This window comes from Saprospiraceae bacterium (assembly GCA_016719615.1).
Taxonomy (GTDB): Bacteria; Bacteroidota; Bacteroidia; order Chitinophagales; family Saprospiraceae; genus Vicinibacter.
The window spans coordinates 103,904-126,698 of sequence record JADJYQ010000006.1 but is presented as its reverse complement, the minus strand read 5'-3'; the positions used below and the strand labels follow the sequence as shown (position 1 = coordinate 126,698).

19 protein-coding genes are annotated in these 22,795 nt (G+C 36.4%); 13 read left to right on the top strand and 6 right to left on the bottom strand.

Annotated features, from left to right (window positions below):
• The first annotated feature begins 55 nt into the window (after window positions 1-55).
• Both IPM92_13185 and IPM92_13180 read left to right on the top strand, forming a co-directional pair.
• Window positions 56-1,342: an ester cyclase gene (locus tag IPM92_13185; GenBank protein ID MBK9109283.1), complete on the top strand. Its 1,287-nt coding sequence runs from the start codon at window positions 56-58 to the stop codon at window positions 1,340-1,342.
• A 335-nt stretch (window positions 1,343-1,677) separates the two neighbouring features.
• Window positions 1,678-3,939: a T9SS type A sorting domain-containing protein gene (locus IPM92_13180; protein ID MBK9109282.1), complete on the top strand. Its 2,262-nt coding sequence runs from the start codon at window positions 1,678-1,680 to the stop codon at window positions 3,937-3,939.
• A 637-nt stretch (window positions 3,940-4,576) separates the two neighbouring features.
• On the opposite strand, the gene rsmG is transcribed toward IPM92_13180, so the two are convergent.
• Window positions 4,577-5,302, bottom strand: a complete 726-nt coding sequence (rsmG, locus tag IPM92_13175) for a 16S rRNA (guanine(527)-N(7))-methyltransferase RsmG (protein ID MBK9109281.1) — start codon at window positions 5,300-5,302, stop codon at window positions 4,577-4,579.
• On the bottom strand, window positions 5,212-6,249 hold the full coding sequence (locus tag IPM92_13170) for a glycosyltransferase (GenBank protein MBK9109280.1): 1,038 nt from the start codon (window positions 6,247-6,249) through the stop codon (window positions 5,212-5,214). Before IPM92_13170 ends, rsmG begins: the two co-directional genes overlap by 91 nt.
• A gap of 137 nt (window positions 6,250-6,386) precedes the next feature.
• On the opposite strand from IPM92_13170, the gene IPM92_13165 reads away from it, so the two are divergent.
• From IPM92_13165 to IPM92_13155, 3 genes are all read left to right on the top strand, one after another.
• Complete coding sequence (locus IPM92_13165) at window positions 6,387-11,378, top strand: hypothetical protein (GenBank protein ID MBK9109279.1); 4,992 nt, start codon at window positions 6,387-6,389, stop codon at window positions 11,376-11,378.
• Between the two features lie 122 nt (window positions 11,379-11,500).
• Window positions 11,501-11,938 carry a DUF2062 domain-containing protein gene (locus IPM92_13160; GenBank protein ID MBK9109278.1) on the top strand — a complete coding sequence of 146 codons (438 nt, stop codon included), beginning with the start codon at window positions 11,501-11,503 and terminating at the stop codon, window positions 11,936-11,938.
• Between the two features lie 10 nt (window positions 11,939-11,948).
• The gene (locus tag IPM92_13155) at window positions 11,949-13,118 is read left to right on the top strand and encodes a hypothetical protein (GenBank protein MBK9109277.1); all 1,170 of its coding nucleotides are present in this window, start codon (window positions 11,949-11,951) and stop codon (window positions 13,116-13,118) included.
• 89 nt (window positions 13,119-13,207) lie between these two features.
• Here the strand turns inward: IPM92_13155 and IPM92_13150 are convergent, their stop codons facing one another.
• The 3 genes from IPM92_13150 to IPM92_13140 all read right to left on the bottom strand — a co-directional run bounded on the left by IPM92_13150 (window position 13,208) and on the right by IPM92_13140 (window position 16,351).
• A complete protein-coding gene (locus IPM92_13150) occupies window positions 13,208-14,152 on the bottom strand; it encodes an IS3 family transposase (protein MBK9109276.1) in 945 nt (314 codons plus the stop codon).
• 202 nt (window positions 14,153-14,354) lie between these two features.
• A complete protein-coding gene (locus IPM92_13145; protein MBK9109275.1) occupies window positions 14,355-14,594 on the bottom strand; it encodes a transposase in 240 nt (79 codons plus the stop codon).
• A 680-nt stretch (window positions 14,595-15,274) separates the two neighbouring features.
• Complete coding sequence (locus tag IPM92_13140; protein MBK9109274.1) at window positions 15,275-16,351, bottom strand: hypothetical protein; 1,077 nt, start codon at window positions 16,349-16,351, stop codon at window positions 15,275-15,277.
• 207 nt (window positions 16,352-16,558) lie between these two features.
• On the opposite strand from IPM92_13140, the gene IPM92_13135 reads away from it, so the two are divergent.
• From IPM92_13135 to IPM92_13100, 8 genes are all read left to right on the top strand, one after another.
• The gene (locus IPM92_13135) at window positions 16,559-17,515 is read left to right on the top strand and encodes a hypothetical protein (GenBank protein ID MBK9109273.1); all 957 of its coding nucleotides are present in this window, start codon (window positions 16,559-16,561) and stop codon (window positions 17,513-17,515) included.
• Complete coding sequence (locus tag IPM92_13130) at window positions 17,502-17,732, top strand: hypothetical protein (protein ID MBK9109272.1); 231 nt, start codon at window positions 17,502-17,504, stop codon at window positions 17,730-17,732. The genes IPM92_13135 and IPM92_13130 overlap by 14 nt, the downstream gene beginning before the upstream one ends.
• Entirely contained in the window at window positions 17,714-18,094 is a 381-nt protein-coding gene (locus IPM92_13125) for a hypothetical protein (protein ID MBK9109271.1), read from the top strand. The genes IPM92_13130 and IPM92_13125 overlap by 19 nt, the downstream gene beginning before the upstream one ends.
• Before the next feature lie 73 nt (window positions 18,095-18,167).
• Window positions 18,168-18,941 (top strand): oligosaccharide flippase family protein, encoded by a 774-nt coding sequence (locus IPM92_13120; GenBank protein ID MBK9109270.1) that lies wholly within the window; start codon window positions 18,168-18,170, stop codon window positions 18,939-18,941.
• Window position 18,942: 1 nt separating this feature from the next.
• Window positions 18,943-19,380 carry a hypothetical protein gene (locus IPM92_13115; GenBank protein MBK9109269.1) on the top strand — a complete coding sequence of 146 codons (438 nt, stop codon included), beginning with the start codon at window positions 18,943-18,945 and terminating at the stop codon, window positions 19,378-19,380.
• A complete protein-coding gene (locus tag IPM92_13110) occupies window positions 19,359-20,567 on the top strand; it encodes a hypothetical protein (protein ID MBK9109268.1) in 1,209 nt (402 codons plus the stop codon). The genes IPM92_13115 and IPM92_13110 overlap by 22 nt, the downstream gene beginning before the upstream one ends.
• Complete coding sequence (locus IPM92_13105; GenBank protein MBK9109267.1) at window positions 20,557-20,934, top strand: hypothetical protein; 378 nt, start codon at window positions 20,557-20,559, stop codon at window positions 20,932-20,934. Before IPM92_13110 ends, IPM92_13105 begins: the two co-directional genes overlap by 11 nt.
• A gap of 130 nt (window positions 20,935-21,064) precedes the next feature.
• Window positions 21,065-21,691, top strand: a complete 627-nt coding sequence (locus IPM92_13100; GenBank protein ID MBK9109266.1) for a glycosyltransferase — start codon at window positions 21,065-21,067, stop codon at window positions 21,689-21,691.
• Window positions 21,692-21,841: 150 nt separating this feature from the next.
• Here the strand turns inward: IPM92_13100 and IPM92_13095 are convergent, their stop codons facing one another.
• Window positions 21,842-22,792: a peptidylprolyl isomerase gene (locus tag IPM92_13095; GenBank protein ID MBK9109265.1), complete on the bottom strand. Its 951-nt coding sequence runs from the start codon at window positions 22,790-22,792 to the stop codon at window positions 21,842-21,844.
• Window positions 22,793-22,795 lie beyond the last annotated feature (3 nt).

The following is a 22,795-nucleotide window of genomic DNA, read 5'->3' as shown; positions in this document are numbered from 1 at the left end:
AGCCGTATTATAAAGCATTTAAAACTTGTGTTCATCTATCATTAAAATATTAAATATGAAAAAAATCAACGCCTTCTTATTTATTCTGATTTTGGGTTCTTTGGAGTATGTTTTTGCCCAGGATAAAAATGCGGTTCAAGCCGTCAACAGTTATTATACCTGGTTTGACCAAGGTAAGACCCATCAATTTAAACGCGTTCTGGATAAAAATTTTATGGGAGAAAGCTCTCACGCTGCGGCTCCTTTAAATTTGGATCAGTGGGCAGAATGGGCTGCTTCAATAAAAGTTGCATTTCCTAATGTAAAACATGAATTACAGGAAATCATTTCTGAAAAGGGAAAAGCAGCTGTTAAAGGAGTTTTTAAAGGAACCAATTCAGGAAATTTCATGGATAAGCTACCCACCAATGTCGAAGTAAGCTTACCCTTCAATGCAGTATTTTTATTTAAAGGGAGCAAGGTTATATCAATGAACCTCACTTTTGATTCCCGTTCGATGGAAACGCAATTATTTGGCGGTGCAGAGAATCGCGAAGCAAAAGCCAAACAAGCTGTAACTGATTTATACGCGGTTATGGATGCAGGTAATGTTGCTGAAGTTGATAAATATACAACTGCAGATTTTAAAATCAGCAATCCTTTTTTTCCGGAGCCCGGCAATCTCATTTCATTTAAAGAATTGCTGACTGCACAAAAGGCAGGGTTTCCTGATATGAAGCATACGGTAACTAAAATGCAATTTACCGGAAGTCATGTTGTGACATTGGGAGTTTTCACAGGTACAAATACAGGCCCTATGAATGGGAATGAGCCTACAGGAAATAAACTTTCCATTCCATTTTTCGTCATGGATGAATTGGATTCAAAATTTAAAATAAAGGATCGTGTCGTACAATTTGATGTAAAAGCTTTTGAATCACAACTCATGGCCGGGGTGGCGGCAAATATGGAAAAAATATTAAAAGAAATGACAGCTGCCGCTGATGGCGGGGATGCAGATAAATTCGCGAGTTATTGGGATCCTGCAGGTATCAATCATTTTAATGGAAAGGACAATACTTTAGAAGAAACTAAAACGAGAGTAAAAGCGCTGAAGAAAGCCTTTCCCGATATATCCAGAACCCTGGATGCTGTCACCGTATGTGGCAATAAAATTTTTATAAGAGGAATCATGTCGGGTGTTAATTCCGGAGCTTTTAATGGAAAACCTGCTACCAATCGCTATGTGAATATGATATGGATGGGCGAATACCATTTTAATCCGAAAGGTAAAATCGAAGCAGCCTGGACTGAGGTTGACTTTGAAACCCTTACCAAGCAGTTGTATCCTGCAAAGAAATAATTATTGAGTTTTTTTTTAAAAAGAAGAGCCGTTTGCAGCACTCTAGCAGATGGCTCTTTTTTATGAGTTCCTATACCGCCCTTTCTTAATATTGTAATGCCTTAAGTATATGTAGAACTTCCTGGAAACTGTCTGAAAATGTCTAAGTTTCAGGCCGCTGTGAATTTTCGAAAATTGAAGTTGTAAAGGCATATACAGAACCATAAGTGCTATTTGATAACAATTGTGTATCTTTGCACAGCACCCCGTCACAATTTTCTTTATTCAAAAATTTATCCGCAAAGCTGTTTCAAGCTTTTGGGAATCCTATTTCGTAATTATTTAAACATTCACATATGAAAAGAACACTACTCTTTTTTACGCTACTATTTTGCTGTATGAGCCTTACAGCGCAGGTTATCTCCCACCAGTACAATTACAGGATTAACCCGGAACAGGATGCACATTATTCGCTTTCAAATCCAGGGAGAGGTAACAGATCTGCATTGAAATTTAATATTTCAAGAATTCCACAAGGGGCCAAAATCAAAGTTGCACAACTGAATGTGCACGTTCTTTATTCTCAGATTAACTGGGATGGAGATGTCATTTTTTACAATTTGAACAACCAAAACTGGGAAGAAACCCAACCAGCAGATTCCCTGGAATTGTCTTTCCGTTCTGATTCAACACATCAGGACAGTTTGTTTGGGATGATGCAACTAGGCTGGCACAGTTCCATTGACTTGTCGCAGATTGTTTTAAGAGATTACACGCAAAAAAATGATTATTGCAGCATTTTTATGGTTGATCCGGACGATCAGAATGCTACGTTTACGCCTAACACACCCTTGTTTGATCATGACACCCTGGTCTGCGGTGAGGACATGAATGATGGTCAGATGGTTTTTTGGTCTTCTGAAAGTGCAGATACATTGCTCCGGCCATATTTGGGCATCAGGTATTGTTTTGATACAGACACCGCTTTCAAATTATCTGCCTGCGACAGCATCACACTCAATGGAGAAACATTTTATAGTTCAGGAGTCTATAAACAAGTGATTCCCAATTCAACGGGTTGTGACTCCACTATTAATATTGAGTTAACCATATTAAACAGCAGCACTTCAACGGAGAACTTAAGTGCTTGTGATAGCATTGAAGTAAACGGACTGAAGTATTTTCGTTCAGGTAGCTACCAACAAGTTTTGCTTAATCACGTCGGTTGCGATTCAATACTCACTTTACATTTGCAAATACATCCCAGTTACCTGAGTCAAATTATATTAAGTGATTGCGACAGCGTAAGTTTAAATGGTGTTTCCTACAAAACTTCCGGAATTTATACACAAACTTTCAGCAGCATTTATGGCTGTGATTCCATCCTTGAAATTACTGTAGTTATTAATCCAAATACTTTTGGAAGTATTACCAGAAAAGGCTGTGATCGTTTGGTCATCAATGGAGATGTTTTTAGTCAAAGCGGAACGTATACTCAGATATTGACCAATGCAAATGGTTGTGATTCTATACTTACCTTAATTCTGACTATAAATTTCAGCAACAGTGAGGAATTGGTAATCGAGGATTGTGATAGCATTATAGTAAATGGAGTTGTCTTTTACAGATCCGGAAATTACAGGCAATCATTTACAAACAAAGATGGTTGCGATTCTTCTTTATTGCTCAAACTCACCATCCACAAAAGCACAAAAGATACATTTACTTATACTGCATGCAACGGATTGGTCATCAACGGACAATCTTACGATACCAGTGGGATCTACGTATTGAATTATAAATCAATTTTCAATTGTGATTCTGTGATTATTCTGAACATTTCAATCAATCAAAGTACAACTGGTAGCCTGAGCCTTATGGAATGTGACAGTGCCCTGATCAATCAACAGAAATATGATAGCAGCGGAGTCTATACTCAAATTTTAAGTAATGCAAATGGTTGTGATTCTCTTTTGATCATCAGTTTGACCATTGCAGCGAGCAATTCTGAAAATCTCCAGATTGATGGCTGTGACAGCATTGTTGTTAATGGCAGTTCTTATTATCGAAGTGGAAATTACATACAGAATCTGGTAAATACTGCGGGCTGTGATTCAATACTCAATATTGAAGCTTTAATTATTAGTATAGATACAGCGATCATCGTAAATGGTAATACATTAACAAGTGCAGACACAACTGCTCAATACCAATGGGTAGATTGTGATCTTAATTTTGCAGCATTGCCGGGAGATACTAATTTTACTTTCACAGCAACACAAAGCGGAAATTATGCACTCGTATTATTTAAAAAATCGTGTACAGATACAAGCGCATGTTATCCGCTTACGGTAGTTAGCACAAAAGATGAAGATTCGGAGCACGGAGTTATCGTATTCCCGAATCCTTCCAATGGCGAGCTGAAAGTCATTCAGGAAAAAGGACAAGCATTTGAAACACTTCGGGTCATGAACCTATCTGGCAATTGTATTTCTACCCATAAATTAAATGCGTCAAAGTGGAATACTTTTGATTTCTCTGATCTTGCACCGGGAATGTATATCCTTGAGTTAAAATCAAATGAACTCAAACGCCAATTAAAGTGGATGAAACATTGAGAAAATAAGGCCATTTCAAAAACGATTACACAGTTTATCATATGTTTTAAACATGTGATAAACTGTTTTTTTTTGGAAGGGAATACCTGAAAGACTAAAGTGAAGTCTTGTATATTTCATTTAAATCAATAAATGACTTATTTCACGGTAAATAAGCATTCCATCCAATTTCTAACGCGATCATCGTTGTTTGTATCCGTAATATTTAATAAGTAGGAACTGTACTCTGGCAACTTCTTTTCTATCTGAATCAGAATAAACAGAATTGGAGAAATTGCAGAAGGAGATTTGTGAAATAAAAAAAAGAAGCGGGTAAAACTGAATGTACTGAAACTAAAGTATTTGGTGAAATAATTGTATCATAAACTAACGAACGTTAGTAGTAGTTATATGCAACAACCAACTCCCTACCGAATCAAGATTTTAAGAATAAGTGATTTCTTCGCTCTGCGTAGTCTCCTCCCGCTTTATTAGTGTAATATATACACCCCAAATTTTTTCAAAGCGGGATACGCTGAGGTGATAGGAAAACTTTGTTTTCCAGACGGATGATAAATTGATTTATTTTTGTTTTATTCAAACTCAGCGAGAGGTGTCCTGTTCAACTATCAACCAACAGCTATCAACCAGGAACTATTTATTCCTTCCCTTGCAAATAAACCAGTTTTTTTTCTATAAAATAGGGTTCAGGAAATTTTGAATGGATATCCCAAATTTCATAATAGTGTTGTTTTTGAATATCGTTGATTTCATTTTTGAGATCTCCACCTTTGTATGCGATAATGCCATTGGGAAGCGGGCAGATTGATTTTTTATAAAGGAGATCGTTGCTGTATTGACTTAATAGGGATAAAGTACACACAGCCCGACTGATAATATAATGGAAGCGGCCGTCAAAATCTTCTGCTCTGGTCGGAAAGGCCTGAACATTATTTAGTTGGAGTTCATTTGCGATAAATTGCACGGCTTTGATTTTTTTTCCGGTGCCATCAATGCCTGTAAATTCTACTTCAGGGTATAATATGGCCAGAGGAATCAAAGGAAAACCACCACCTGTGCCAAGATCCAGGATTTTGCATTTTGAAGTCCATGAAATAAATGCCGAAAGACTCAGAGAATGCAGGACATGGTGAAGGTAGAAGGCATCCATATCTTTCCGCGAAATGAGATTTACTTTTTCATTATAGCTTTGATACAATGGTTTTAACTGAATAAATTTTGCTAGCTGGTCCGCATTTAAATTATCAAAATATTGAGAGATTTTATCCATAATTACCAGTGTTTTCTTTTTTTTAATAGGAGAGGAAATTGTAAAAGAATATGGCAAACATATAATAATTCCAATAATGGAAATAATTTGCATAATCCGGGTTCATGGAATTTTTTTGCCAAATTGCAAAACATTGGCCAGCATATGATGTATTTTAAAAGGAAGAGACTCAAGGCGAGATTTAAATTGGTCGAAAATCCTAAAATTATTACACTCATGTAAAAGCAAATCAAGCTCAGAAAATAGAGTGTTAAATATATTTTGGAGGAAAGCTTATAAGACCGCGATGTTGCATAATGTCTGCTTTTGCGACGAAAATAATCGATATATCGGGTTTCAGCGTCAGTGTAAGTAAAGCCATTTGGATCAATACAGTAGCCGGCAGTTATATGATGAGCGTAATGTTGGAGCAGCAAATCATCGTCACCATAGGGCACTTCTAAACAGATGGCTTGAGGGGTCAATAGTTTTTTCTTATAGACTAAATTTCTACCAACTGCAGCATATGCTAATCCATAAGCTGCTGCTCCAAACATTTGGATTGCATTTAGACAAGATTCATAGCGGATAAATGCATTTAATAAGCCGGCTTTTGGTTTGTAAGGAGCATATCCGATCACCAGATCTGTATCTTTTTGAAGCGATTTCATCATTGCTTTTAAGCATAATTTACCGGCAGGTTCACAATCTACATCGGTCAGTGCCAGCCAATCATATTTAGCAAAGCCAACAGAACTTAGTAAGGGCAATTTTTTACCGGATTGGATTTTGTGTAAATAGTGGTATTTAAGTTGCGGATAATTCTGAATCAAGCTCTTAACATATGCCTCGGTACCATCATCTGAGCCATCGTCAATCAGGATGATTTCAAATTCCGGATACTCTTGTTGAAGCCAATGAGGGAGGTGCTTTTTTAAATCCTGGAGTCCCTTATGGCTGCAAATAACCAAACTTACCGGCTCGCAAACAATTGCCCCTTGTTTTTCTCTTTGGCGATGAATTTTCCCAAATACCAATAACCAATAAGCTAATTGGATCAAAAAAGCCGAAATAAGAGCAGCTGTAAGTAAATGAAGGCACAGTGTTAAAGGTAAAAAAATAGTCCGGAATCTTTTAATATTACATATTTATTTAATATGTTTGTGCTTAATTTATAATGCATAATTAAATTTCTTCTATGATTCGCTCGAGTAATTTTTTCATCCTTGCATTTATCTTTAGTTTCGGGCTTAATGCCCAAATGACATTTAAAGGCAATGAAATCTATGGCAATGAATGGCACAAACCCAATCAGAAATATTGGAAGCTGAATATTCCAGCTGATGGAATCTACAAAATCAGCTATTCAATGCTTCAACAATCAGGTTTTCCGGTGGCTACAATCCCCGCATCCCATATGCGATTGTATAAATTTGGAGAACAGAAGCCAATGATAAGATCTACAACGGGCCTGATGGGATCTGATGATTATCTGTTAATTTATGGTTTGAAAAATCGCGCTGAGTTGGATGAAGCACTATTTCAACAAGCTGATTTACTCATGAATCCGGAATACAGTATGTTTAATGATACTTCTGTTTATTTCCTTACTTATGATATTGATCCGGATCCACTGGATGTAACTTTTGTATTAAATGACCTTTCTGCACCATTGCCAAAAGATGAGTATTATATTCAGAATAAAAAGCTAATTTTCAGTGAAATTTCTTTTAAAAGAAGTACAGGTTTTGGTAGTGATCAAAAATATCCTTTATTTGATAATGCACAAGGATACACATCCGATATTTTTAGAAACAGGAACTTTAATCTAAATTTCGATAATTATTATTCTGATGGTCCTGATGCACAAATTCTGATTCGAATTACCGGCTACGGAGATGATAATACCGCACACCGGCCCGCATTTACAGTTGATGGCGTTTCTTTTGGAACGGAAATTTTTGCAGGCTATAAAATTAGAACTAAAGAAATATTAATTCCTGCTTTTGAATTAAAAAATGAATTTACCCTAAATATCAATGGCGAAGCCAGTCCGGAAGACAAATTGGCCGTTTCATTAATAGAACTTAACTATCCAAGGAAGTTTGATTTTAATCAACAACGAATGGCCCATTTAAAAATCGGGAAGAGCCTTATTCGAAAATATCTGGAGTTAGAAAATTTTGATGGTGGGACGGAAATTGTAATTTATGATATTACCAATAATATTTACCTCAAAAGCATTAGAGAAACCAATGGAGTCTATCGCATCACAATTCCACCATCTTCTAATGACCGGGAATTTGTGATTTGGAATCCTGCAGAGGAAAAACCGATTTCAGGATTACATGAAACGGAAATTAAATCATTTAATAGTGGAAACTTTAACTATGTGATCTTATACCATCCAAAATTGGAGTCACCGGTCAATGGAATCAATTATGTTCAGGAATATGCGCGTTACCGTTCTTCAGCAGAAGGCGGATCTTACAAGGTGGCTTTGGTAAATATTGAAGAGCTCTATGATGCATTTGCATTTGGAATTCATACCCATAGTCTGGCTGTTAAAAATTTTAGTCAATATGTACGAACGATCTGGCCGGATATGAAGTATTTTTTGATTTTAGGGAAAGGACTTGAATACCCATATTACAGACAAAGTGGCTTGAACACAGACTATTTTCTGGTTCCTACTTTTTGTTCGCCCGCTTCAGATATAAGTCTTGTTTGTGATCAACAAAATAAACCATTTTGTGCCTTTGGCAGATTGCCGGTGATTAATGGCTCGGAAATAAAAGCGTATTTAGATAAAATCAAATCTCACGAAGCTTTTACGACAACAAGCTCATACAATTTAGAAAATCGGGAATGGTTGAAACGGGTTATTCATTTATCGGGTGGAGATCCCCAAATTTATGCGCTGATAAGTAGTCAGCTGGCAGGTATGGAAAATGTCATCGAAAGTAATTTAAGTGGCGCAGATGTGAAGACTTTTTATAAACAAAGTAGTAATACCATCGAAGTTGCCAATAGTGAATTGTTGCGAAAATACATCAACGAAGGGAGTGCTATTATTTCATTTATGGGCCACTCTGCGGCCATTCGTCTCGATTTTAATTTGGAAAATGTAGATTCCTATATGAATAAAGATCGCTATCATTTATTCATGGCGATGGGTTGTTATGCCGGATCATTATTTGCCAATAACCGGTCCATCAGCGAAGACCATAATCTCGCTCCAGAGAGAGGTTCTATAGTTTATGTCGCCAACACCACTGCGGGCTATCCGGATATATTGGGAATTTTCGGAAATGAATTTTACAGACAATTGGGAGGAAAAAAATATGGAAAATCAACAGGTGAAGCACTTCAAGAAACGATATTGCAAATGATAAGCAATGGAGGCGAACGATTGTTAACTCAGGCCTACTCTGTGACCTTTAATGGCGATCCGGCCGTGAAGCTCAATTTTAATGAAGCACAGGATTATACTTTAGATTCGAGATCCTTAAGCACAGAACCTTCATTGGTATTTAGTACGCAGAAAGAATTTGAACTGCGTTTTGAAGTTGTTAGTTTAGGTGCTTATGAAAAAGATAGCATCCAGTTGACTGTTGAAAGGGAATTGCCAAATGGCAGCAGGAGAATTGTCTTTGATCAACAAATTGCCAAACCAAGCTGGAGAAGTCAGATAAGTATGTTGTTGCCGGTTTCGGGCGATACTGCGGTGGGTTATAACCGACTTTATATAAAATTGGATGGAAAGAATCTCGTTCAGGAAGGTCCATTGCCTGAGGCAGAAAACAATAATGATTTGGAAGTTAATGGACAAATGGGATATTCATTTTTTGTTTTTGGCAACGAAGCCAAACCTGTATATCCGAAAGAATTTGCCATTATACAATCAAATTCACCGCAATTAATAGCATGTAATGGAAATACCCTGGCGGAGGAAATCGATTATTATTTTGAACTTGACACTACAGAATATTTTAACAGCAGTCACAAACAATCGCATGTTGTTAAACAGACAGGAGGAGTAATTCATTGGACTCCTTCTCAAAGCCTCATGGAAAATGTAGCGTATTATTGGAGAGTTTCACCCGATAGTATTGGTGCCGGACAATTTGCATGGCGCAATTCTTCATTTATATATTTGCCTGGAAGTACTCCCGGCTGGAATCAGTCGCATTTTTTTCAACATAAAAAAAATGATTTGTACAAAATGCAATTGAATGAGCCCGACAGGCAATTTCAATATTCTGCTGCATATGTTGAAATTAGGGCAAACAATGGATATATTGAATTGCCAAGTTTTATCAGACCGCGATTATATGTAGGAACGGATGTTAGTTCTGATTATGATTATTGGAATTACAATAATAATTTCAGTGGAGTGGTGGTCAATGTGTTTAATCCAATATCCGGGCGCCTGTGGGTGAATGTGACGGGAGGTGATTTTAATAGTTACCAGGATGGTCGTTATGGTGGAAAACCATTTTATATATTCCAGACCGAAACAGCACAACAGCGGGCGATTCTAATGGATTTTCTGGAAAATTCTATTCCAGTTGATCATGTAGTCGTATTGAGCACTTTGAGTCAATATCAGAATTCCTATTTTCCGGAATTATGGGAAGCTGACGGAGTTAGAAACATGTTTTCTGTTTTGGAGTCTTTTGGTGCAAAGCAGGTAAGAAGTTTGAAGTCTTTTAATTCTGTGCCCTATATTCTTGTTTATCGGAAGGGCAGAAGTGATTTTGAAGTCAAAGAAAGTATAGGAAATTTTACAGATGAAAATGAAATTTCGCATATTTTCAGCATTCCGCAAACGGAAGGATCTATGCAATCGCGAATCATAGGACCAGCAAAGGCCTGGTCGCAATTTAGCTGGAATTACAATTTATTTAATGCCGCTGAAGACCAACAAGAAATCAACATTTATGGAATAAGTCCCAATGGAAACCAAACATTGCTTCGTGGACCATTTACCGATGCTGTTCAGGATTTAAGTAATATTCAGACTAGAGATTACCCGCAACTGATGCTCGAATGGAAATCAAAAGATACCAGCAGCAGAAGTTCTTCTGTTTTGGATTACTGGAGAGTGACGCATGTTTCTTTACCCGATGCAGCATTTCATCCGGCATTATGGTTTAAAAAATCAAATGATACCATTAATCAAGGCGATCCTTTTGATATTGAAATTTTGGCACAAAATATAGGGGAAGCTGATTTTGACAGTTTGTTGGTGAAATTTACATTAGTCAGTCAGACCAATCAGCAAACCATCAGTTATAAAAGGCTGCTGCCACTGGCATCATTGACTACACTTAAAATTCCATTTTCTTTTAATACGTCCAGTGTATATGGTTCTTATAAACTATTTATCGAATTGAATCCTGATAGCGATCAGGCAGAACTATACTCATTTAATAATACAGCAGTCATTCCATTTTTTATCAGAAGAGATAGGAGACAGCCTTATATGGATGTGACCTTTGACAGAAACCGAATTATTAATCTTGATATCGTCTCCAGCAAGGCAGTGATAGAAATTAGCATTCAGGATGAAAACAAGGATCTTTTGCTCAACGACACTTCCGTTTTGGAAATGCGATTAAAAGAACCCGGAGGAAATCCACAACGCATTTATTTTTCTCAGAATAATGTAGAATTTGTTCCCGCAGCAGGTGCTGAGAATAAGCTCAAAGCCATTATTCACGGGCGCTTTACAAAAGATGGAATCTATACTTTGTATGTAAAGGGATATGATGCCTCTGGAAATCCAGCATCAGATCTTGACTACATTATTGATTTTACCATCATCACAAAATCTTCTGTTTCCAATTTTGTAAATTACCCGAATCCATTTTCGAGCAGAACCCGATTTGTGTATACACTTACCGGTGATGAGATTCCGGAGTATTATTCAATTCAGATTATGACGGTATCTGGAAAAGTAGTCAGAGAAATCAGTAAAGAAGAAATCGGCGCCTTGCAAATAGGAACACATATGACGGAGTTTGAATACGATGGCACAGATCAGTTTGGAGAGAAATTGGCGAACGGCGTTTATTTATACAGATTCAGGGTGAAGGATCGTCAGAAAAAAGCTATAGAGAAGTATGATAATGGAACAGATCAATTTTTTACAAAGGAATTTGGTAAAATGCTTATCTTGAGATAAGCATTTGTTGCGCAAATGTGATCATGAAAGAAATTCTTTAGATTAAAAATTATTTTAAAACATTCATTTGAAATCTGGGTTTGTTCTATTATAAGACCTAATGTATTGGGCTTTTTTAAAACATGTGGCGTAAATTTAAATATTGGTTAATCAAGATTTCAAGAGATCGGGGCACTACCCATGAAATAGCGTTTGGTGCGGCTGTGGGTACATTTGTCAGTATTTTTCCAACATTTGGAGCCGGTACATTAATTGTTTTGTTTCTATACCGCCTGTGGAAATTTAATTTGTTGGCAGCCATAGGCGGAAGTATGATCAGTAATGTCTTTACCAGTCCGTTTTTTATGGCTATGAGTTACAAACTCGGTAGCGTTTTTTTTGAAAAACAAGCAGCATTTAGTTTCAAAGATTGGTACAAACATTTAGATCATCTTAGTATTTCCGTATTGGCCGGAAGCCTCATTCTAAGTAGCGTCTTGGCATTTTGTATGTATTATATCATTAGATACGCTGTAAAGAAATACAGATACAATAGAGAAAGACTGAAACCTGCCGGTTAAACTTCTATCCATGAAGTTATTTGAACATAAACACCTGGCCTATGCAAATGCGTTTCAACCTGCAGATGTAGTAAGGCTTTTGCAAAGTGGCACTGAATATTTTGATACGCTGATGGCACTGATCAAAGCAGCTCAAAGCAGTATCCAATTTCATACCTACATATTTGAAAATGATAGCATCGGTACAAGCATCTCGAATGAACTTATCAATGCAGCCAAAAGAGGGCTTGAAATATCAGTGATTATGGATGGATATGGTTCTTTGGGATTTTCGAAGCTAATACTCGAAGAATGGAAATACTATGGTATTAAGGTGCATTTATTTTCGCGGATATCGCTTTTTAAAAACCTTGCGATTGGCAGAAGACTGCACCATAAAATATTCATTGCAGATGAATACAAATCACTTGTAGGTGGTATTAACATTGCAGATAAATACAGGGGTACAATACAGGAAGAGCCCTGGCTGGATTTTGCGCTATATATAGAGGGAGATGTTTGTAGGCAATTAAAGAAAATTTGCGATCAGATAGAAGAACGGAAATTTCCTGTCTTTAACGAGCTAAAACTTCCAAAATATCATGGCCAGAATATTCCGCAGATCAATATCCGACAGAATGATTGGCTTAGAAATAAAAAACAGATTCACTACAGTTATCTCTTGGCTTTGGAACAGGCCGAACGCGAAATGTATATTGTAGCAAGTTATTTTTTACCGGGCCGTAAATTGCGAAAAGCAATGGAAAGGGCTGCTAAAAGAGGGATCAAGATCAAGATCGTGCTTGCAGGAAAATCGGATATCCCAACTTTTTTAAATGCTAGTTTGTATTTGTATCGTTGGCTTTTAAAAAATGGTATAGAAGTTTACGAATGGCATAAAAGCGTACTTCATGGCAAACTTGCACTTGTTGATGATGAATGGATGACGATTGGTTCTTTTAATTTAAATCACTTGAGTACTTATGCCAGTATCGAACTCAACGTGGACGTAACAGACAAAGATCTCGTCAAATCAACTAGAATATTAATGGACAAGCTCATCAAGAGCGGATGCCATCAAATAGACAGGCAGCGGCATCGCGGCGTCTTTCAAAAATTATTCGAATACGTGGCCTATATCGCAGGCAGAACTTTATTGAAATGGATTACTTATTTTCCGGGAGTAAGTAGGAGAATTTGAGAAAAAGGTTTTATAAACTGATATGGTGGATATTGGATTATAGAGCAAGGATTATAGAGCAAGGATTATGGATTTAGGATTGTCAATGCCTAAATAGGGTTGACCGTTTTGTGTAACTTTTTACTCGAATTATTTGCAGAGAATACATCAAGATTCTGAGGTGTTTTTTGCTCAAAATATATGGGGTTCGATACCCCATATATTTTGTTATTTGCATCAAATGACTCTTTCATCCTCGGTGTTTTTTGCAATTGTAAAGTTATATCCAAATTTTCAAATTCAACAGGACTTAATCTTTGTAACTCTTTATGAGGTTTTTCTAAGTTATAAAGTTGTACACTTCGGTCAACCTCTATAGTCAATTGATGATAATTTTTAATATCCCTGTGTATCAAATAGTTATTCTTTATGATTCCATTAATCCTTTCAGCTTTACCATTTTCCCAAGCATATTCACACATACTGTTTCTGATTTCATATTTTGCGGTAAGCTCTAAAAAGGATTTTGCATAGTATTGTCCACCACCATCGGAATGGAATATTAATTCGCTCATCTTTTGTTTGGCTCGCAACTTTATAGCCATTTTTAAGGCTGGCATTGTGGTGCAAATGGTCGTTAAATTATCCGACACGTTATGCCCAACAATTCGTCTAGAATAAGCATCAAGGATAAAAGTTAAATAATAAAACCTATTGTTTAATTCAAAATAGGTTATGTCGCTTTGCCAGACTTGATCAACTCGATTGATTTGGAGATCTATAAGCAAATTGTCAAATCGTATAACCCCTGTGTTGTCTGTTGTTCTTGGCCTAAATACTTTCTTAAGGGACATCAAACTATTTTCTTTACAAAAGGCTTCAAAACGGTCCCTGCCCATGGATTCTGGCCGAATTTTATAAAACAGATCACGCACTCCCATCGTAGGGTGATCTTCACGAATTTGGTGTATGAGCCACAGAAGTTGTGCTTCTATTTCTAGATCCTGGTGATTCCTTTCTATTCTTTGATGAACAGATTGTTTGCTGATATTCATTACTCTGTACAACTTATTTAATGAGAATGGATATCGCTTTCGCTCCTGTCTGAAGTAGCAGATTGTGCTGAAGAATATTTTTTTTTAATATCAATCTTGTATGCTTCTTCTGCTAATTCAATCATCTTAGTTTGAAAGTCAATTAGGATCTGTTTTTGACCAATTACTCGTTCCAATTCTGCAACTTTTTGCTTAAGTTCTATTATTTTTTAGTGTCGGAATTTGTTTCAACAATCATGCGAATTTGGCTTTTAGCTGCACCAAATTTACTCATCCATTTGTATACATTGGTAGGGCTAACCTCGTATTCCTTACAAATTTCACTGACTTTGCTCCTACCTTGCTCTATCTCGAGAACCTTCGATCGTTTGAAACTTTCTGAAAAATGCCTCGCCATACGCTGCTCAATGCTCATTTTAAATTGCCTTCTAATTGTTGCCATTTTTATGTTTTTTAATGATAAAATATGGTCAACCTATATCAGGCACTGACAGATTTTCAATTGATTATAGACTGTTTATACTTGAGGAAGGATAGTGAAGTGAGGATGAGTTATTCCCAGATATAAATAGGCTTTTTTATTCTATAAGAATTCGTTAAACTTAATTTTTTCATTCGGGTCTTGATTTTTCATTTTTGAACGCTTTTAGAATTATGTTTAACATTTTTGAAAATATTAAATAATGGCAATTATAAATTAATAAACAAACAATTGTTAGTATGAAGGTTCTCTAATAACTAACAATTATCATTTTTTATATAACTTATTTTTAGTAGTCAAGCAAATTGTAGATAATCAATCATGTAGACATTTCGGTCACTTCACCTCCTGCTCCTCTCTACTATGCGGAGAGGAGAGCAGATTCTGGTTCTTATAAAAATATCCTATTATTTTAAATAAGTAGCTCTGAGTAGTCTCCTCCCGCTTTATTATTGTAAAATATACACCCCAAATTTTTTCAAAGCGGGATACGTTGGGGCGATAGGAAAACTCCGTTTTCCAAACGGATGATTAATTGATTTATTTTTGTTCTCGTTCAGTAAGGGATTTCATAAAACATATCATCTAACACCTAGCCACTAACTCCCAACATCATCATTTATTGTTAATAAGAGGCATCTTCATGTCGAGACAACCAACTCCCTCCTCCTCCAACATGCATCCAGAAAAAATTTCTGAGTCCAGTTAACGATGCGAAATGGGAAATAAGGTTTCCAGATGGGATAGGAGGCCGGAAAAGCTCCATTTATTCCGGGATGCTTATTTTTATATTGAATGTTGATCAGCTTATGCATCAATTGTTCGGCAGTAAGTATAGCCCATGGTTCTTTGAGATCAGCGTAAACTTGATAATAAAGAGAAGCAAACTGGGCATGTCCCGTTGTACATATGTAAGAAGTATCCCACTTTGTTTTGCTATGAAATTCGGCGGGAAATTTATTTCCACCTAACGAACGTTCGTTCATTTCGCGAAGCTTTTTATATACCCATTGAATAGTATCTTCATCTTTTATGAGTTTAGCACATTCCAAAAAGCCTTCCAACGCATAAGCCAATGTATGGCTGAGGCATGAAGTATTTGGGTAAAAGCTACAGTTTTTATAAAGTTCTTTTTGAGCTTTGTCCAATAAATAAGTATAAGATTTTGTGAGCAGATTCAGATTCTTTCCATCAAAGTAATATATATCTGTGTCGATAAATTTCCATAATGCATGTACATAATATACCGGAAACCAGGAATCCACATACAAACCTTCCTGCCAGCTACCATCTTTATTGATTTGGGCTATACACCAGTTGTAAGCTTTTATAATTTGATCGCGGTATTCTTCATTTTGATTTTTTTTATTCAAAATGTGCAAGCCACCTATAATTTGAGCTGTATTAAAGATACTGGGATTTTGCTTTTTAAGGCCGGCATAAAAATATCCATCCGGAGATTGTTGTTCAAAAAGCCATACTGCTGTTTTAGTAACCAAAAAGTATTGTAATTCAGGATCATGAATATTGCGTTCGAGAAAATTTTCAATCAGATAGCCGCTGGTTTCCGGATAGGATGATGTCCAGGCAATAAATTCGGGCAAACACATGCATCTACTATGCGGAATACCTCTATATTCTTTCATTTTTGAAGCATAAATGAGCCAATCCATTGCGGCTTTCTCTGAGGTTTGAAAAACTTCATTGCTTATTTCCATTTCGAGATGACGGATCTATTTTGCTTTCAAGTATAATCGTTTTTTGATACATTCTTTCTTAACGGAAAGCATATACAAACATAGCCAAATTCAAATCTCTTTATCATTTTATTTCACCTAAGACAGACTGATTGAATATGAATTGCTGCATTTAATACCTTGTTGATTTTTAGACCCTGCTTCATTGGTGAATTGCCAATACATTTCATGATCTTTGCGGGGATGGATTTACAAGGCGAGAGGCTTATTTATATGGGACATACAGATAGTATGTTTACAAAGTGTTTTGTACCGGTTTTGTCATTACTTAAAGGGATCCGACTGACTTGCGTTTTCATCGACGAGCCCCAAAGAACTGTTTGGCCGGAGAGTCCTGACTATTTATTAAGAATATTCATTTTTTGGCAAAGGATCTGTAATAGCGTAAACAAGATTTTCATTTCATACTACTGGAGTGTATTTTGTTATCAGAAATCTGTGGAGCTTTATTTTTTCAAGACTTTAGATGATGAAAGACTTGATGCTTTGGCAGATGCTAGTGATTATCTGCTCTCAGCTGGAATCCAAACTAAATTGCCACATCGGTTCTTGATGAAATTCAAAAAGCGGGCTTTGAATTTTCATTATTCGCTCTTACCAAAACACAGAGGAACCTTCCCTATATTCTGGCAGAAATGCTTAGGAGACCATGATTTTGGATACAGTTTTCATATAATTACAGATCAAATGGATGCTGGAGAGATTGTATTGCAGGAAAGACTGGATTTGAATCCGGGATTACCGGATTCCAGTATATGCGATCTGCTTACAAGACATGCGTCTTTTCAATTGTATCGATTGTTTGGCGATTCGGCGACGTTAAAAATGCAAGATGAAACAATAGGTTCTAATCATACCATGTTGGAATATATTGACTATGTAAATGTTACTTTTCAATCAGCTAGATTTTCAATGCAATCTGGTTCTAAACGCTGGATTATAAATCAACGATATGTGTTGCATACAGGGGATTTCATAATAGAATGCAGTATAGATGGTGTCATCCGAAAAGGATTTAAATTGTATATAGCTTTGAATGGGAAAGGAATCGAAATTAAAAGAGTCAATTACCTGCCTGCGGTTTTCTATTTTTGGTCTTTAAAGAAATTATTTGCAAAACAATAAACGCATACAAGGGAGTGCCATCGCGCTGAACCACATGTTTAGATGGCAATTGGGATCTTCCCTCTATCTGACCTTGTTGCAGATTATTGGCATTGTATTCCTTGGAAGATTTCTCGGATACCTGGAGATGGGCATTTATGCAATCTTTCAGCTGATTTTTCGAGTGTCGGTAGCCTTGTTTGAACCGGGTATGTTTGTATGCATACTCCAGAAATAAAGCTGGTCGAAGACCTTGATCCAACTTGTGTACAATTGGCACATGGCTTTAGGCAGTGGGGGTATTTTTTGATACTGCTCTTTTTTATTATCGAAAAAAAGTATTACAGCGAAAATCATTGGATCGTTTATACCGGACTTCTGTTATTTTTATTGATCGCCTGGGGTTCTCGTTACACGGCCATACTCACAAGGCAATTGCACCAGCGGCAGATCAGCCTGGCTCAAATCGCCGGTGCAAGTCTTGAGTTTTTATTTTTAGTGAGTTTTATCTGGTTTTACAATCCCATGTTTGTTTTTACACTGAGTTTCTTGTTTCGTTTTTGTCGTTTATTATGGACTTTGCTTTTATTTTACAAATAAAGAAATAAAAGATATTCCTGAAAATACAGAAATCGAAGAGAATGTAGCTCATTTAAAGTTTTCATCCTACCAGATGATCAATCAGGGCTTAAGTTTTATTCAGGGAAATTTTGATACTGTTCTTATTTTGGCTGTATTCGGTTTGCAAACTTTAGGTCCCTATAATTTTGCTTCAGAATTGAGTTATCTTCTGTTTTCAAAAATAAATCCGATCTTCAATAAGGTAGTTTTTCCCATCTTATCCAAACATCAGGAGGATGCCGGCGAAAGGCAATGGATCATCAGCGAATCTATGCTGAGTCATGCATTGATTTGTTTGGGATTGTATCTCTTATTATTTTTTCATTTACCCGAACTTGTGGACTTACTTTTTAAGGATGATGAGGGAAAGATCCTGGTGTTTTCAAAGTTCATTTGTATTATGGCAATGATACGTTCTGTAAATAATCTTGCCTTCAGCCAACTGCTTGCACTGGGGGCCTCTCGAAAGTTATTACAATGGAATATTGCGGTTTTGATCTTTAATTATGTATTTATTTTTATCATTTATTTGACAAAGGCGCCTATTGTTACTTTCTTGGAAATCAACATTTTTGTCAGTCTCTTTGTGTTGACTTTTACTATTTATAAAATGTTTCAATATTATTCGAATTTATCCAGGGGCATTCGCGAAGTACTTTATTTTTTGATGTATTATCTTTTTGCCAGCGTTTTACTTTACGGGATCAGTCTACTTCATTTGTATCTGGTCTTTTCTATAGGCTTAAGTGTAGTTTGTTTGATGGTATTGAGTTTGTTGTTTTACCGCGACAAAGTGATGCGTTTACTTCATTTAAGAATCCTCTAAGATGAATGATTTTTTATTGCAGATAGGAAAGTCAGAGCCTGTTCAAAAAACGACGGACTCTGAATCCAAGCAGCATTTATGGCTAGGTCATGTAAGCTTATTGGATAAAGGAGCCATCAGTTATATTTATAAGAATGATAATTTAAAACGGTCTGTTCTAGTGATTGGAAACGCAATACCGCGAAAAAAAGCTAAACAAAAAGTTGATCAATGGTTACATGGGAAAACCTTGGTAAACGAAACGGAAGCTATTGAATGGTGTAAATCTTACAATGGTATTTTTAATTTAATCTTTGTTGATGAACTCCAGTATAGCATTTGTATCGTTACGGATTTCCTTGGATTTTATCCTTTGTATATGTATGAAAACCAAAATCAAATCTGTTTATCTAATTCCATGAAGTGGTTGGCAAAATTTTGTATCCAAAACCTGAACTGAATACAAAAACAATCTATTCTTATTTACACAACGGACACATGATGTGGGATCAAAGTTGGTTTAATGAAATCAAACGATGTGATCCTTCGAGCTTATATATTTATGAAGCGAGCACTAAACGTCTGTGTTCTAAAATGTACTGGGGCTGGGATCAGGTTCCGCCAAAACGGATCGCTTCGCGAAAAGCCATGGAAGAATACGCGCATCTGTTTGTTCAAAGCACTATCGACCTTGAATTGGCTGATATGAGTTCCATTGGCATTGGTTTGAGTGGAGGATTAGACAGTAGGTGGATCGCACAAATATTAAGCAAAGAGAAAGCTTGTACAGCCCATTGTTTTTCATTTGATCATAATTGGGAATTGAGCTTATCCAGAAGAGTTGCTTCGGAATTACATATTCCCCATACTTTTCATGAACTCAGTGCTTCAAACTGGCTGGAGAATAGATTAGAATCCTTATGGCATAGTGATGCTTGTTTGCATCTTGGGCATTTGCATGAAGGCAACTTACATCGAGATTTGTTGCAACATTCAGATGTTTTCTACCATGGATTTTATGGTGGTGGCATTTATGCTGGAATGAATGAGCTCAATAAGCGCATCGATCGCGAAACTGCAGCCCGATATTTTAAAGTAGAGCATGGTAAGTTTAAACTGGACGATCCCTTTTTTAATGCAAAGACAATTGACCCCTACATCGTTCATCACCGCATGCGCTATCAGGCAGCTTATAGTATATTTTTATTATCGAGTTATACCAAAATAGCAATTCCATTTTATGATTTGGATTGGATCATGTTTAATTACAGCATTGATGATAAAGATCAGGCATATGGCCGATTTTATCTAAATGTTTTAAATAGAGAGTTGTCAAACGATTTGTTGAACATACCCTGGCAAAGAACAGGGCTCCATCCAAAGTTTATTGGAGCCAATTGTCTGTTTCAAAAGTTTAAATTAAATTCAGCATTTGAAAAGATATATAATTTGATGGGGAAGAGCCGACATGTTATTAACTATTCAATTTTCGATGAACAAATAGAATTTTGGTTAAAGGAATTTGCCAGCGATATCAAAAATTTGGATCAAAATTTTAATTTAAAAAAACGCGAACATAAATTGAGAATGTTGAGTTTAGTTGTTTGGAATCGAATGCTCCAAAAGGATAGTCCGCATGTACTATAAAGTTCTTCATATTGTTGACCATTGGTTGCCGGACACAATGAACTGGTTGGATGCCTTGCTTGACAGTACCTTGAAATCATGCCGTCATTATATCTATAGTGAATATCTGGTGAGCGATCCAAATCCTGACTATTTTTATATCAGGTCTGTTCCAAAAGTGAATTACCCTGTTTCTAATGTTGAAAAAATCAAGCAAAGATGGAGACGTTATCAAATGTCGGAACATTTGAGCAATTGGCTAGCTTCAAACGAGGTGCATGTGATTCATGTTCATTTTGGACATATGGCTGTTCGCTACAAACATTGGCTAATCCAATCCAAAAACCTATTGTTATTTCATTATACGGTTTTGACTATGAACATTTAATATTTAAACATCCTTCTGTGTTGGAGTCTTATCGGGACTTGGCAAAAGTGGAGCGAGATTTATTGTGGAAGGAAATTATTCAAGACAACTGTTGATTGGATATGGAATACCAGCACATCAAATTAGCATCGTGCATCTTCTATTTTTTAGAAATGCTGAAATTCATTTCAATTTATGGAATCATCCAATCAGATTATTGCAAGTAGCCACCTATACGGAGAAAAAAAATCAATTAGAACTCTTGGAAGCTTTGCAAGATAGGCACGCAGGTAGGTTCTCGCTTTCGTTTTACGGCGAATTTTATAATCAGGCCTATGTACATGAAATACAAAAAGTTGCTCGCAGCAAACATAAACATTCTATATCCATAAATGGGAAATTGAATTTTGAGGATTATCTGAAGGCACTTAGATATACACATTTTTCAATGCAATGGAGTAAAAGAACAAAAACGAATGATACAGAAGGCGGTTGTCCGGTTTTCATCAAAGACAGCCTTGGTCTGGGCCGTCCGGTAATTGGTTCAAGACATTGTGATATCCCGGACATCCTTGTTCATCATTTTAATGCATATCTGACCGAAGAGCAAGATCTAAATGCATTGACAGAGATTCTGGATGAGATCATGTCGATTGATTCGTTTACTTATTTAAAATTGCAACGCAATGCTTTACAAAGCGTCCATGAAAACAAATCTGCTCATTTGAGTGGAAGGGAGTTAACCGAAGTCTATTGCAAGATGATAAACGGCCTATAAATTCTTGGTTCGGCTGGTATCATTTTTCCATCGTATTGAAATTCGAAATGTATTCCAACTGTGTATCGAAATGTATCCTAAAATGATTTGTTACTAACATACGTTAGTAATCATTTTCACAAACCACTTATTCCCAAAACTCTTTTTAAACTAAGGCTGGGGCATCGCCCAGGTTGCCACATCGGGGCAAATCGCCTTCACTTCGGGATCAATATTAATGAATGCTTTAGGAACATTATTAGCAAGCCATTCCTGGAATTTCTGACCTTTTTTATTTTCTTTAGCGACTTGTTGGATTTTAGCATAGTCATCTTTGAGATTGGCTTTGTGTGGTGGAGTTTTGGCATTGAGGCGTACCAGTTTAAAGACTTTAGTTCCATCTATTTCTGTACTTGAAAACACTTTACTGACTTCGCCGATATTAAGTTTGTCAATGGCAAAGAAAATATCCGGATCGAGGTCACCCGTTTCAAAATCAGCAGTTCCCGTTTTTGGATTTAAGAGTAAGCCACCATTATTGTAGGATTCAGATTTTTTATCTGAATAGTATCGTACTGCAGATTCAAAGGGAATCGAGTCTTTCAGGATTAGGCTTCTAATAGAATCCAGATATACTTCAGCAGCTTTATAGTCTGCATCATCGAAGCGAGGTTTGATTAAAATATGTTTGCAGTGAACGGAATTTCCTCTTCTTTCAAGCAACTGGATAATATGATAGCCGTATTCACTTTCAACGATGCCGGAAATGCTATCCTTTTTTAAGGAATAAGCGACAGCTTCAAATTCTGGCACGAGGCTGCCGCGTTTGGTCCAACCTAATATACCACCATTTTTTGCGGAACCAGGATCATCAGATTGGACTTCTGCAATTTTGGAAAAATCTTCTCCGCTCTGAATTCTGTTGAGAATTTTTTGCAACCTTTCTTTTGCAATCCGCTTTTGTGTATCGTTGAGTTTAGGTTTATAGACTATTTCTGATATTTCAACTTCTGCATTGATATAAGGAATACTGTCTTTTGGTATTTTACTAAAAAAATCTTTTGTTTCTTCCGGTGTGATTCTGATCTCTCCAATTATTTTATTTTGAAGCCGCTCGGTCAACAA